The following is a 13,542-nucleotide window of genomic DNA, read 5'->3' on the forward strand; positions in this document are numbered from 1 at the left end:
GATGGGAGGCATGCCTGCCGGGCAACCCGGCGTACGTCACTGGTCATCACCGCTTGCGATGATGCTGTTTCCGGCGGCCCTGTGGATCGTTTTGCCGCTTCTGGGCGTGCAGGCCCTGCTGATCACCTTCATGGGGCTGGCAGCGGCCCAGTGGCTGGCGGGCGCTCATCGTCTTCGCTGGAGCCTGGTGCTGGTGGCCCTGCTGGCGCTGCTGCTGGGCGGCCGCGCCGAGCTGGGCGTGCGTCTTTATCCGGTGGTGATCAATCTGTCGCTGGCGCTGCTCTTTCTGGGCAGCCTGCGCACCACACCCCTGATCGAGCGTCTGGCACGGCTGTCGGAGCCCGACCTGCCCGCCAGCGGCGTGCGCTATACCCGTCGGGTCACCTGGCTATGGGGCCTGTTTTTAAGCCTCAACACCGTGGTGGTGCTGGTGCTGGCGCTGTGGGCGCCGCTGCCCGTCTGGCAGTATTACACCGGCGCCATCAGCTACGGCCTGGCCGCCCTTTTGATGGCGGGGGAGTGGCTGGTGCGCCAGCGCGTGCGGCGCCGGGCGGTGAACGCATGACCCCGCATCGTGACGCCGGCTCCTCACTGATGTACTGCCCCTGGCTGTCAGGGCGGGCCACCGACATCGTGGCCCGCTCGGGACAGACGGTGCGCACCCGCGGCGAGCTGTGGGACGCCATCCGGGCCTGGGCGCACGCCCCGCTGCCGGCCGGTCAGGATGTGGCCCTTTATGACAGCGACCCCTGGCGGTTTACGGCCGCCCTGCTGGGGCTCTGGCACGCCGGACACCGGGTCTGGCTGCCCGGCGACAACCTGCCCGAGACCGTGGCGCATCTGCGCCGACACCGCCTGGTGCTGCTCGGTGAGCTGCCGGGCGCCCGGCCGGCACCGCCGCCGGCCGAACACGCGACGCTGACGCCTGAACTTTCCCCCCATCAGGATGCCGTGGTGCTGTTCACCTCCGGCTCCAGTGGCGAACCGACGCCCATTTCTCGCACGCTGGGCCAGCTCGACGCCGAAGTGGCCGCCTTTGAGCGGCACTGGCCCCTCGCCGACGGGGTCGTCATCAGCCAGGTCAGCCACCAGCACACCTGGGGGCTGACCGCCGGACTCCTGAGAGCGCTGGCCACCTCGCATCCGTTCGGGCTTGCCATCGTGGCCTGGCCGGAAACGCTGGCCGAGTGGCTCATGACGATGCCGGTCAGCGCCCTGATCAGCTCGCCACCGCAGCTCTCCCGTCTGCCCGGCGCCGCAATCGCCATGCCGGAGCGCGGCCCGGCGCGCCTCTTCAGTGCCGCCGCGCCGCTCGATCAGGACGCGGCGATCCAGGCCGAAGCGCTGCTGGGCAGCGAGCTCATCGAGATCTACGGCAGCTCGGAGAGCGGCGCCATTGCCTGGCGTCGGCCCGGTCGGGACACGACCTGGCAGGCACTCGATGACGTCATGCTTCGCGGCGATGGCGAGCGTACGCTGCTGCAATCCGCTCGCCTGCCCGACCCCGATCAGTGGCATGAACAGGCCGATCATATTCAGCTGCTCGAGACGCACCCACCACGGTTCACCCTGCATGGCCGCGCCGATCGTATCGTCAAGATTGGCGGCAAGCGCGTCTCGCTGGCGGGGCTGGCCCATCACCTCGAGACCTTTCCCGGCGTGCAGGCGGCTCGCTGTCTGACCATCGACCACTCCGGCGGACGCATCGGGGCGGTCGTCGCCATGGCGCCCGAGTGCATTGCCCATGATCATGACACGCGACGCGCGCTTGTCAGCGCCCTGCGACGGCATCTGGCCGATGCCTTCGAGCCGGTAGTGCTGCCGCGCTTCTGGCGCTTTGTGCACCATCTGCCGGTCAACGCCCAGGGCAAGCTGACCCACGCCATGGCCCGGCGTCTCTTTGACGACCTGGATGACCGCCGCCAGCCGCGCTGGCTGGATCTCGAGTCGCCGGCCCCCGACCAGTATCGCCTCACGCTGGAAATCCCCGAGCGTCTGGCGTCGCTTGCGGGGCACTTCCCGGGGCGGCCGATCGTGCCCGGCATCGCCCTGATTCACTGGGCCCGCCAGCAGGCCGGGCGCCTGTTCGAGGCCCCGGATCAGTGGCGCGACATGCGCCGGGTGCGCTTTCCCGCGCCGCTACTGCCCGGCGATCGGGCCGTCATGACGCTGAGTCGCCAGCATGACGCCCTGACCGTGACCGTGACCGTGACCTCGCATCGCGGCCAGCATCTGCAGCTGCGCCTGCCGGGTGTCGCCCCTGCCACCGACCGTCGGGAGCTCTCATGACCCATGCCCACGACGGCGCCGCGTTTGCCCCCTGCGTGCTGGTGCCGGTGTACAACCATGAACATGCCATTGTGGCGACCTGCGAGGGGCTGACGTCGCTGGGCCTGCCCATCGTGCTCGTCGATGACGGCAGCCACGCCGCCTGCGCCGCGGCGCTGGATCGGCTGGCGCAGGCAGAGGATGTGCATCTGCTGCGCCTGGCGCGCAACCGGGGCAAGGGCCATGCCGTCCGCCGCGGACTGTCACACGCGCAGACACTCGGATTTACCCACGCCCTGCAGGTCGATGCCGACGGTCAGCATGACTACAGGAGTCTGCCGCCCTTTATCGACGCGGCGCGGCAGCAGCCCGAGCGCCTGTTGATCGGCTATCCGCGCTTTGATCACAGCGTGCCGCTGCACCGCTTCATCAGCCGCTACATCACCCACGTATGGGTCTGGTTCAACACGCTGTCCACCGCACTGCGCGACACCATGTGCGGCGTGCGTCTCTATCCGCTGACGCCCATTAACGCCATGCTCGCGCGCCACGGCTGCGGCGATCGCATGGAGTTCGATACCGAGGTGCTGGTGCGCTGGTTCTGGGCCGGTCATGCGGTGGCCAACCTGCCGGTGCGGGTCACCTATCCCACTGACGGGGTATCCCATTTCCGCCTGTTTCGCGACAATGTTCTGATGGCGCGCATGCACCTGCGCCTGACGCTGGGCATGCTGATCCGATTGCCGAAGCTGCTCGGGCGACGGCGAACGCCTTACGATGCGCAAGACGAGAGCGCCTCATGACGTCACCACAACGCCCGCGTCCCCGACGCCACTGGTCGGCCATCAGCGAGTCCGGCTCGCTCGGGGGCATCAAGTTGATGCTCGCCATTCACGACCGCTTCGGCGCCCGCGCCTATCAGGGCGTGCTGTTTTTCGTCGGCCTCTACTACTGGCTGCGCCGACCGGTCGCACGGCGCGCCTCACGCCAGTATCAGCAGCGCCTGAAGGCCTTCTGCCCATCGGTGGCGCTGCCGCGCCTGGCCACCGTGCGCCATTTCACGACCTTTGGCACCGCCATTCTGGACAAGGTGCTGGCGCTCTACGGGCGCATTGCGCCCGAATCCATCCATATCGAGCAGCGCGACACGCTCCGGGCGGCCATCGATGCCGGCCGAGGCGGCATTATCGTGGTCACGCATCTGGGCAGCCACGAGATCTGTCAGGCGCTGGGACGACGGCGCGGCGACCTGAAAATGAGCATCGTCATGCACACGCAGCATGCCCGACGCTTCAACTCGCTGTTTGCCGGGATCGACCGCCCCATGCCGGTGGAGATGATCGAGGTCAGCGACATGGGCCCGGCCACCGCCCAGCGACTTCAGGCCCGCGTGGCCGAGGGCGGCTTTGTGGTCATCGCCGCCGACCGCGAGCCCATCGAGGCGGGCGCCCGGCGTCGCTGGATCGATTTTCTCGGTCACCCGGCCCCCTTCCCCGAAGGCGCCTTCCGACTCGCCACGCTGCTGCGCTGCCCGCTCTATCTACTGATCGGCGCCCGTCAGGGGCATACGCACCATGTGCATTTCGAACCGCTGGGCGACGCCGAGGGGCTGTCGCGCCGGGAGCGCGAGGCCTGGATGACGGACACCATGGCGCATTTCGTCGCCCGTCTGGAGCATTTTTGCTGTCGTTATCCGCTACAGTGGTTCAATTTCTACCCGTTCTGGCAGTCCGAAACACATTACGACCGTCCACCCCGTTAGCCCACGGACACCGCTGTCCTGCCGGCCCAGGAGCTTGAGTTACATGGCTTGTTGCATGCGCTTACGATCACTGTTTTTTCTCATCGCCTCGCTGCCGCTGTGGCTGGCGGCCGCGTCGGTCCATGCCATGAGCCTCGAGGCGCTGGCCGACCATCTGGCCGCCCCGGATGACGTGACCGGCCGCTTCGAGCAGACCCGCTACCTGGCCGATCTGGAGACACGAATCGACGGCCGCGGCCACTACCGCTTCGAGCAGGGGGATCGCGTGATCTGGACGCTGGAGTCCCCGGTAGAAGAGACCATGGAGCTCTCCCGGGACGGCATCCGCCGCAACGGCGAGCGGATCAATGATGACCCTGCCGGGGTGGCCACGCTGATCATGCAGCTGCTCAACGGCCGGCTCTCGTCACTGTCGGATCGCTTCGAGGTCACGCTCGAGGGCGACGAACAGAACTGGCACGCCACCCTGGTCCCGCGTCAGCAGGGGCTGGCCAGCTATCTCGACAGCATCGACATGCGCGGGGACAAGCGCCTTGAGCAGATCAACATGGCCATGGCCGACGGCGACCGGCTCGATATCCATCTGCTGCCTCCCGGCCACGACGACCCGGCGACTGACACTTCCTCACGGCAGGCACCGTAATCATGATACGCACCACGCGCCTGCCAGCCCTGCTGTGGGGGCTGGTGCTGCTCGCCTGTCTGGTATTTGCCGGCTGGCAACTGCTGGGTGGAGCGAGCCTTGATACCCGTATCACGGCGCTGATGCCCGAGACGCACCAGTCCGACGAGATAGACCGCGCCAACGATCAGCTCGGCGCGCCCTTTGCCCACCGCTTCGTGCTGCTGCTGGAGGCCGAACCGCTGGATGAGTCGGCCGAGGCACTGGCAGACGAGCTCGAGCGCGCCGATGTGGTCAGTGAGCTGCGCTATCGCCCGGGCGACTATCAGCTCGACAGTCTACTGGAGGTGCTGGGGCCATCGCGTTACCGGCTGCTGGGGGACGAGCTGCGCGCCACCCTCGACAGCGGCGATACCGACGCGCTGCGCCGTCAGGCGCTGAGCTCACTGGTCATGCCTGCCGGCATCGATCAGCATCCGGTACGCGATCCCTTCGGGCTGCTGAATCGCTGGCTCGACAGCCAGCTCTCCACCCGCTTCGACACCCGGGGCGATCTGGTCACGCTCGACGTGGATGGCCGCGCACTGGTCGTCATGACCGGGACACTGTCGGGCAATGCCTGGGACACCGGCCTGCAGGACCGGCTTACCAGTGCCCTCGCGCAGTTTCGAAGGACGCATCCCGACGCCCATCTGTGGCGCTCCGGCATGGTCTTTCACGCCGCCGATGGCGCCCATCAGGCCAGAAGCGAGATCAGCACCATCGGGCTGGGCTCACTGATCGGGGTGCTGCTCATCCTGCTGGTGGTGTTTCGCTCGCCGCTCACGATCGCCACCCTGCTGCTGCCACTGGCGAGCGGCGGCGTGCTGGCGCTGGCCATCACGCTGTGGTGGTTTCAGGGCATTCATCTGCTGACCATTGCCTTTGGCAGCAGTCTGATCGGGGTGGCCATCGATTATGCGCTGCATCTGCAGTGCGCCCGCACGCTGGCCGGCGGTCAATTCCGGCTGCGCCGCATGCTGCCGGGCCTGGCGCTGGGGCTGATGACCAGCGTCATGGCCTACGTGGTGCAGGCCTTCACGCCCATGCCGGGGCTTCGTCAGATGGCCGTATTCGCCGGCTGCGGGCTGGTGGGTGCCTGGCTGACGGTGGTGCTGTGGCTGCCGCTGACGCGCATCCACGCCACCCCTGGCACCCGGGCCCTGGCAGAAAGGCTCTGGCGACTGCTGGGGCTGCTGCGCGGCCGGCTCGGACCGCGAACGGCGCTGGTGCTGGCCCTGGCGGCCGCCGCCGTGGCCGGCGTGCGCCTTGAAAGCGATGACAGCCTGCGCCTGATCAACACCTCCTCACAGCAGCTGCTGGGCGATGAGGCGCTGATTCAGCGCGAGCTGGGCCGCGATACCGGCACTGTCTATCTGCTGATCACGGCCCAAGACAGCGAGGGCCTGCTCGGCCGGATCGAATCGCTGGATCCCCTGCTCAATGGTCTGGTCGAAGCGGGCCATCTGGGCAGCCATACCAGCCTCGCCGATCACGTGCCCTCCCGATCGCGCCAGAAGGCCAACCTCGAACGCACCCGCAGACTCTATCGGCAGCAGCTCGATCAGGTATATCAGTCGGCGGGGCTGCCGCCGGCCCTTTACGAGCGCGCCATGGAGACGCTGGCGCAGTCACCGCCGCTGACGCTGGCGCGCTGGCTCGAAAGCCCGCTGGGAGAGAGCGACCGACGCCTCTGGCTCGACAACATCGACCACGACCGGGTCGGCGGCATGATCACTCTCAATGGTGGGGTGGATGACCACGCCCGCCGGCAGCTGGCACGCCTCGCGCGCAGCGATGACAGCATCGAGCTGGTCGACCGGGTGGAGCAGATCAGCAGCGTGCTGGGCCAGCTGCGCCGCCAGATCGCGCAGTGGGTGGCAGGCGCTCTGGTGGCACTGACCCTGATTCTGGCCCTGCGCTATCGCTGGCGCACCTGGCGCGTGATCGCCCCGGCCGGCGGTGCCATTCTGACCGTACTGACGCTCTATGCCCTGCTGGGCGTACCGCTCAATCTGTTTCATCAGCTGGCGCTGTTGCTGGTACTGGGCATCGGGCTGGACGCCGGCATCTTCATGCAGGAACATCCCAGAGCCCATCACGCCTGGCTTGCGATCACGCTGTCGATCATCTCGAGTCTGCTGGCCTTCGGGCTTCTGGCCTTCAGCGCCACGCCGGTACTGCATCACATCGGCATGACCACCCTGATCGGCCTGGCCGGCGTCTGGCTGCTGACGGCCCTGGTACAGCACCGTCTGCCCGGGGATCAGACAGCGCTTCATGACACGACCCATGACGATGGATAACGCCATGACCACTTTTTCCGCTCCCCTGTCCGATGCCGCGCTCCCCGAAGAACAGACCGAAGTGGCGGTGATCGGCGCCGGCCCGGCAGGCGCCGTCGCCGCCGCCATGCTGGCCGGGGCCGGCCATCGCGTCGTCGTGATCGAGGCGGCGCACTTTCCGCGCTTCTCCATCGGCGAGAGCCTGCTGCCGCAGTGTCTGATGGATCTCGAGCGCGCCGGCCTTTTCGGGATGATCGCCGACGCCGGCTATCAGATGAAAAACGGCGCCCGCTTTGTCCGCGGCGATCAGCGCGTGGATATCGACTTCCAGGACAAGTCGAGCGAGGGCACGGGCCGGGCCTGGCAGGTCGAGCGTGCCGACTTCGATCAGCGCCTGATCGAGGCGGCACAAACGCGCGGTGCCGAGGTGCGCTTTGGCCAGCGGGTCACGGCCTTTACCAGCCACCCGCAGACGCCGGTGCTGACCCTGTGTGATGAGCAGGGCCGGTACTATCGCCTGAAGGCGCGTTTCGTACTGGATGCCAGCGGTCTGGCGCAGGTGCTGGCCCGCCTGGAGGGGACGCTGGAAGAGACCCACCTGACGCAGCGCCGGACCCTGTTTACCCATCTGTCGCTCAAACCGGAAGCCTGCGAAACGCACGCGTTTGACCGCACCAAGATCCAGATCGGGCTGCATCCGCACGCCAGCGTCTGGTACTGGGTGATCCCTTTCGCCAATGGCCGCGCCTCGACCGGTTTCGTCGGCGCCCCGGACGAGCTCTCGCGCCTGACCGGCCCTGAAATCGATGAGGCGCAGGGTTTTCAGACCTGCTTTGCGGCCTTTGACGAGCTTGACGACTGGCTCGATGTCGACACGCCGCACCGCCCCATCGAGGCACTGGGCGGCTACAGCCGCAATGTCAAAAGCCTCACCGGCCCGGGCCATGCGATTCTCGGCAACGCCGGCGAGTTTCTCGATCCCATCTTCTCCTCCGGTGTAACCGTCGCGGTGCGCTCGGCCTGTCTGGCCGTGCCGCTGGTCAGGGCGCAGCTGGCAGGCGATACGCCGGACTGGCAGGCGGATTTCGAACGGCCGCTGCGCCACGGCATCGATACCTTTCGCGCCTTCGTGGAGGCCTGGTATGACGGCCGACTGCCGGCCATCATCTTTCATCCCGAGCCGCCGGCCTATCTGCGTCGCATGATCAGCGCCGTGCTGGCAGGCTACGCCTGGGACAACGACAACCCCTTCGTCAGCCAGCCGCGTCGTCATCTCGACACCCTGGCCCAACTGTGTGGACACGCCGCATGACAGCACTGCCCCCGCAACGCCTTGCCAGACTCGGTGCCCTTTTGATGCTGCTGGCCCTGCTGGCCGGCTGCAGCGCACCGGCCATGGCGCCCCGGACCGCGCCCGGCTGGGAGGGCGAGGCGCAAACGCTCAAGCGCAAACTGACCATTACGCCCTTTGACGATGCGCGCGATGCGCAGACGCTGCTGTCGGTCATTCGCCTCTCCGCGGAGGGCCTGCGCGTGGTGATCGCCACGCCCACCGGCCAGCGCCTGGTCACCCTGGTGCGCGACGATCAGGGGGCGCGCTACACCCAGTCAATCATGGAAGAGCCGCCCTTCCCGGCCGAGTGGTTTGCCCAGCGCCTGGCGTGGAGCCTGCAGTCGGAGGCGGCCCTGCAGGCGGCCTTCCGGGGCAGTGCGTGGCAGGTGCGCGAGCAGCGCTTTGAACACGGCCGGGTGCGCGAGATTCTCGACGGCGACACCCTCATCGCCCGCATCGATACCATTGACCGGCCCGCCGATCAGGCCCATGACGTGCTGACCGACTTCCAGATCGGCTATCGCATGGTCATCACGCCCTTCGGCGAGACGCCGGGCACCGGAGACACACCATGACGCCCGTCCCCTGCCGACTCTCATCACCGGCCGTGATCTGCAGCCTCGGCGATGATCACGCCACCCTCGTGGACGCCCTGGCCGCGGGCCGGCGCGGGCTGACCGACAGCGAGCGCCATACGCCCGGGCGCATGCTGGCGCTGGGCGATGTCACGACGCCACTGGTGACCTCCGATGACTGGCCGGTCGAGCTTGCCAGTCGCAACAACCGGCTGATCGCCACGGCGCTCAAGGCGCTCGGGTCGCCGCTTGACGAGGCACTGACGCGCTACGCGCCGCACCGTATTGCGGTGGTCATGGGCACCAGCACCTCGGGCATTTCGGAAACCGAGGCCGCCATTGCCCGGACCGGCCCCGGCAACGACTTTGACGAACACTACCGCTACGCCCACCAGGAGCTCGGCGCGCCGGCGCATTTCATTCGCGCCCATCTGGGGCTTGCGGGACCGGCCTGGACGATTTCCACGGCCTGCAGCTCCGGCGCCCGGGCGCTGAGTGCGGCGCGCCGGCTGCTGCGCTCCGGCCAGGCCGACGCCGTGATTGCCGGCGGCGCCGACACCCTGTGCCATCTGACCATCCACGGCTTTGATGCGCTGGGGGCGATCAGCGATACGCCGTGTCAGCCGTTCACGGCCGAGCGAGGCGGCATCAACATCGGCGAGGCCGCGGCGCTGTTTGTCGTGACCCGCGAGGCCGGCGGCGTTCAGCTCACCGGTTACGGCGAAAGCTCGGACGCCCACCACATCTCGGCCCCGGCGCCGGATGGCGTGGGTGCCATCGCCGCCATCCGGCAGGCGCTGGCCATGGCCGGTCGGACACCCGGTGACATTGACTATCTCAACCTGCACGGTACGGCCACCCCGCACAACGACGCCATGGAAGCCCTGGCGCTGCATGACGTGTTCGGCAGCCGTCAGCCCCCCGCCAGCTCGACCAAGGCGCTGACCGGCCACACCCTGGGCGCGGCCGGCGCACTCGAGGCGGCCTTTTGCTGGCTGGCACTGGAACACGGCTTTCTGCCCCGACATGTCCATGACCAACCGCTGGACGAGACACTGATGCCGCTGTCGCTGGTGGACGGCAATACGACCGGGCAGCCGCGCGTGGCACTCTCCAACGCCTTCGCCTTTGGCGGCAACAACGCCGCCCTGGTCCTGGAGCGCCATGATGACTGAGTCAGCCTCCTGGCCGGCCATGGCGTCGCTGGTGCCGCATCAGGGGCCGATGTGCCTGCTCGATCACGTCGTGGATGCCGATGCCGAGCGCATCGTGGTAGCCGTGATGCCATCGGCATCGGCGCTTTTCGCCGACGATCACGGCGTTCCCGTGCAGGTGGCGCTGGAGTGGATGGCCCAGGCCTCGGCCGCCTGGTCGACCCTGCAGCCCCGCGACGGCGGCACACCCCGGCAGGGCATGCTGCTGGGCGCCCGCCGCTTCGAGGCGCAGCTCGATCATCTGGCATTCGATCAGCCGCTGGAGATCGTGGTGCATGTGGACACCGTCGCCGACAGCGGCCTGGGCACCTTTAACGGTGTACTCTATCGCCCCGGCGAAGACCCGGAGACCCGGTGGCTGGCGCGTGCCAGTCTGAGCGTGCTGCAACGGGATGGCGTGTGACGCTCGCCACCCCTGAAGCGCGATCCTTTATTTCCTCACCTGCTACCGGAACGTGACATGTCACAGACCATCCTGATTACCGGCGCCGGCCGCGGCATCGGCCGGGCCGCCGCCCTGCGCCTGGCCCGCGACGGCTTCGATATCGTCGTTCACTATCGCAACAGCGAGGCGCAGGCCCGCGCGGTGGCCGACGAGATTACCGAGCTGGGGCGCAGTGCGCGGCTTCTGCAGTTTGACGTCGGTGAGCGCGACCAGGCCCGCGCCTGTCTGGAAGCCGATATCGCCGAGCACGGCGCCTACTATGGCGTGGTGCTCAATGCCGGGCTTCATCTGGATGCGCCCTTCCCCGGCATGAGTGACATGCAGTGGGACAGCGTGCTCAACGTCGATCTGGGCGGGTTTTACAACGTGCTCCGGCCGCTGGTCATGCCCATGATCCAGCGTCGAAAGCCCGGGCGCATCGTGGTGCTCTCTTCCGCGGCCGGCATGATCGGCAATCGCGGCCAGGTCAACTACGGCGCGGCCAAGGGCGGGCTGATCGCGGCCAGCAAGTCGCTGGCACTGGAGCTGGCCAAACGCAAAATCACGGTGAACTGTATTGCCCCGGGCTGGGTCGATACCGACATGACCGATGAGGTCGATGTGGACATCAGGAAAATCGTGCCCATGCAGCGTATGGGCCGGGCCGAGGAGGTCGCCGGCGTGATCAGCTTCCTGTGCTCCGGCGACAGCAGCTATGTGACCCGCCAGGTGATTGCCGTCAACGGCGGATTGTTCTGATCGCGCTTTTTCAGACCGGCCTCAGGCAAGGCGCTGCCCCGGCGTGTTTCGTATAGCGTCACGACAACAATCAGAGAGACCACGCATGACGTTCAAGGCAGCGCTGTATGACTGGACGGCCACCACCCTGCGCACGCTGGACCATCACGGCGTTCGACTGCGCTATCCGTACCGTGACCGCATCATGTTTGAAAACGCCATTCTGCCGGCCCTGGCAAATGATGAGAGCATCCGGCGCGTACTGATGGTGGGCTGCGGCTGGTATACCCATCACTACCCGTCCCTGCTTGGCGACGCCGAGGTCACGACCATTGACCTGGACGCGGCCAAGCGCCCCTTTGGTGGCGACCGCCATATCGTGGGCAACCTGACCGCACTGGGTGAACACATTGCCGATGGCGCCCTGGACGCCGTGCTGTGCAACGGCGTCCTGGGCTGGGGCCTCAACGAGCCGACCGATGTCGAGCGGGCCTTTGGCGCCTGCGTGGACTGCCTGCGCCCGGGGGGCCTGCTGCTGCTGGGCTGGAACGACCGGGCGCCCTACAACCGGGTGGCACCCGGCGACATTCCGGCCTTCTCCCGGCTCGAGGCGATCAACGTGCCGGGGCTGGACGCCCACCGGGTGGTGGCGCTGCCGCGCAACCAGCACTGTTTCCAGGCCTTTCGCAAACCGCTGCTGGAGTGAGGCGCGCCGGCGTGCGCATGGCACGGTCTTTCGCAAACCCCTGTGACAGGCTACATTGTGCACCCTGCCTTTTTTGATACCTCCCGGAGGATGTTCGATGACCTTCCACCTGCCCTTTAAAGTCTCCATGGCGGCTGCCATGACTGGCGCCCTGATCATGCTGGCCACGGCAGGCCCTGCACAGGCACGTAATACCTTCCTGATGCAGCCACTGGCCGAGGTCATGACCCAGCCCGAAGCGCAGGAAAAGCTCGACCCCTCGATCCGGCTCTACTTTGCCGATCAACAGCATCCGGCCATCGAGACACGCCGCGGCGGCTATTACAGCTCCAACAAGGTACGTGCCGCCTTTCGAACCGATGACGAATCCTGCCGTCTGGCGGCGCTTCAGTCGCTGCTGGCCCTGCAGGAGCGTGCCCGTCAGGTCGGCGCCAACGCCATCGTCAATATCACCAGCTACTACGAGCAGCGGGCCAACCCGAACAGCCAGCGCTATGAGTGCCACGCCGGCAACGTGATCACCGAGGTGGCCTTCAAGGGCGACATGGTCACGCTCGGCCAGTAAGCACGGCATGGCGCATTGCGCTATTGAAACGGGGCGCCTCGAGAGGCGCCCCGTTGGCGTCCGGTCCTGCTGACACCGGCAATGGCATGGCTGCCCCCGCCCTGCTCAGATATGCCGCATCAGCAGCACCGCGCTCGGCATGGCTTCCAGCAGGGTGTGGGTGGTGCTGCCCTTCAAAAAACGACGCAGCGAGCTGTGTCCGTAGGCCCCCATGGCCACCAGATCGACCTCGTGCTCCTGGGCATAGGCCGGCAGCTTGCGCCCGGCATCACCTTCCAGGGTCACCGCCAGGGCATCGAGGCCTGCCGCCTTCAGCAGTTCGGCGCCGCGCTCGGCCGCCCGGGAATCGGCCGGCTCGCCGACGTGCACCACATGCGTCTCCAGGCCTTCAAGCCAGCCCCGCTGCACCAGCCGCGACAGCTGCTCGAGCCCGCGCTCGCTGCCGTCCAGGGCGACCATGGCACGGGCCGGCACCTGAAACCGTGCCGGGGCGATCAGCATGGGGACGTCCAGATGCTGCGCCAGATCCTCCAGATGCGCGCCCAGTGAGGCCGTGCCGTCACCGTGGTTGTGGTCGCGGCCACAGCGACCCAGCACCAGCAGATCATCAGACGTGCATATCCCGCGCAGCGTGGGCGCCAGCGCCCCGTGGCGCTGCTGAATCTCGGGCGTCAGGGTGTCATCCGTGAGGCGTGTCCTGAGCGCCTCGAGCATGCGCTTGCCCTCTTCCCGGGCCTGACGAGCGGCCCGACCTTCCTCTTCGGTGCGCGCCTCCAGCATTCGCTCCCGGGTGCCCAGTCCGATCTGACCGGAATAGTCCTCGTGGGTGATGGTCTGCTGTTCGAGCACATGCAGAAGACACAGGGGCGCGCCGACCCGGCGCGCCGCCCAGGCCGCGTAGTCACCGATGGCGCTGTCGGCGCGTGCCTGATCATCGAAGCAGGCAATGATGGTTCTGCTCATGGGAGTCTCCCGAAACGCGTGTCGTTGTTCGAGTGTGGCTCATCCCGG

At 67.4% G+C, this 13,542-nt stretch carries 14 protein-coding genes; 13 read left to right on the forward strand and 1 reads right to left on the reverse strand.

Annotated elements, in window-relative coordinates; genetic code table 11:
* The first annotated feature begins 10 nt into the window (after nucleotides 1–10).
* The 13 genes from M1D97_RS12495 to M1D97_RS12555 all read left to right on the forward strand — a co-directional run bounded on the left by M1D97_RS12495 (nucleotide 11) and on the right by M1D97_RS12555 (nucleotide 12,531).
* Nucleotides 11–565 (forward strand): hypothetical protein, encoded by a 555-nt coding sequence (locus M1D97_RS12495; RefSeq protein ID WP_456268054.1) that lies wholly within the window; start codon nucleotides 11–13, stop codon nucleotides 563–565.
* On the forward strand, nucleotides 562–2,289 hold the full coding sequence (locus M1D97_RS12500) for an AMP-binding protein (protein ID WP_456268055.1): 1,728 nt from the start codon (nucleotides 562–564) through the stop codon (nucleotides 2,287–2,289). The genes M1D97_RS12495 and M1D97_RS12500 overlap by 4 nt, the downstream gene beginning before the upstream one ends.
* Nucleotides 2,286–3,071, forward strand: a complete 786-nt coding sequence (locus M1D97_RS12505) for a glycosyltransferase family 2 protein (protein WP_456268056.1) — start codon at nucleotides 2,286–2,288, stop codon at nucleotides 3,069–3,071. The genes M1D97_RS12500 and M1D97_RS12505 overlap by 4 nt, the downstream gene beginning before the upstream one ends.
* On the forward strand, nucleotides 3,068–4,030 hold the full coding sequence (locus M1D97_RS12510; RefSeq protein ID WP_456268057.1) for an LpxL/LpxP family acyltransferase: 963 nt from the start codon (nucleotides 3,068–3,070) through the stop codon (nucleotides 4,028–4,030). Before M1D97_RS12505 ends, M1D97_RS12510 begins: the two co-directional genes overlap by 4 nt.
* 55 nt (nucleotides 4,031–4,085) lie before the next feature.
* On the forward strand, nucleotides 4,086–4,673 hold the full coding sequence (locus M1D97_RS12515; RefSeq protein WP_456268058.1) for a LolA family protein: 588 nt from the start codon (nucleotides 4,086–4,088) through the stop codon (nucleotides 4,671–4,673).
* Nucleotides 4,674–4,675: 2 nt separating this feature from the next.
* A complete protein-coding gene (locus M1D97_RS12520) occupies nucleotides 4,676–6,997 on the forward strand; it encodes an MMPL family transporter (RefSeq protein ID WP_456268059.1) in 2,322 nt (773 codons plus the stop codon).
* Between the two features lie 4 nt (nucleotides 6,998–7,001).
* The gene (locus M1D97_RS12525; RefSeq protein WP_456268060.1) at nucleotides 7,002–8,288 is read left to right on the forward strand and encodes an NAD(P)/FAD-dependent oxidoreductase; all 1,287 of its coding nucleotides are present in this window, start codon (nucleotides 7,002–7,004) and stop codon (nucleotides 8,286–8,288) included.
* A complete protein-coding gene (locus M1D97_RS12530) occupies nucleotides 8,285–8,884 on the forward strand; it encodes a DUF3261 domain-containing protein (RefSeq protein ID WP_456268061.1) in 600 nt (199 codons plus the stop codon). Before M1D97_RS12525 ends, M1D97_RS12530 begins: the two co-directional genes overlap by 4 nt.
* The gene (locus M1D97_RS12535) at nucleotides 8,881–10,059 is read left to right on the forward strand and encodes a beta-ketoacyl-ACP synthase (protein ID WP_456268062.1); all 1,179 of its coding nucleotides are present in this window, start codon (nucleotides 8,881–8,883) and stop codon (nucleotides 10,057–10,059) included. The genes M1D97_RS12530 and M1D97_RS12535 overlap by 4 nt, the downstream gene beginning before the upstream one ends.
* Nucleotides 10,049–10,501, forward strand: coding sequence for an ApeP family dehydratase (locus M1D97_RS12540; protein ID WP_456268063.1), 453 nt, complete (start codon nucleotides 10,049–10,051; stop codon nucleotides 10,499–10,501). The genes M1D97_RS12535 and M1D97_RS12540 overlap by 11 nt, the downstream gene beginning before the upstream one ends.
* 57 nt (nucleotides 10,502–10,558) lie before the next feature.
* Nucleotides 10,559–11,281, forward strand: coding sequence for a 3-oxoacyl-ACP reductase FabG (gene fabG, locus M1D97_RS12545; protein ID WP_456268064.1), 723 nt, complete (start codon nucleotides 10,559–10,561; stop codon nucleotides 11,279–11,281).
* Nucleotides 11,282–11,366: 85 nt separating this feature from the next.
* The gene (locus M1D97_RS12550; protein ID WP_456268065.1) at nucleotides 11,367–11,966 is read left to right on the forward strand and encodes a class I SAM-dependent methyltransferase; all 600 of its coding nucleotides are present in this window, start codon (nucleotides 11,367–11,369) and stop codon (nucleotides 11,964–11,966) included.
* A 97-nt stretch (nucleotides 11,967–12,063) separates the two neighbouring features.
* Nucleotides 12,064–12,531 (forward strand): excinuclease ATPase subunit, encoded by a 468-nt coding sequence (locus M1D97_RS12555; protein WP_456268066.1) that lies wholly within the window; start codon nucleotides 12,064–12,066, stop codon nucleotides 12,529–12,531.
* 105 nt (nucleotides 12,532–12,636) lie between these two features.
* Here the strand turns inward: M1D97_RS12555 and M1D97_RS12560 are convergent, their stop codons facing one another.
* Nucleotides 12,637–13,494 (reverse strand): universal stress protein, encoded by an 858-nt coding sequence (locus tag M1D97_RS12560; protein WP_456268067.1) that lies wholly within the window; start codon nucleotides 13,492–13,494, stop codon nucleotides 12,637–12,639.
* Nucleotides 13,495–13,542: the final 48 nt, after the last annotated feature.

The sequence above is a fragment of the Kushneria sp. AK178 genome (genome assembly GCF_053903105.1).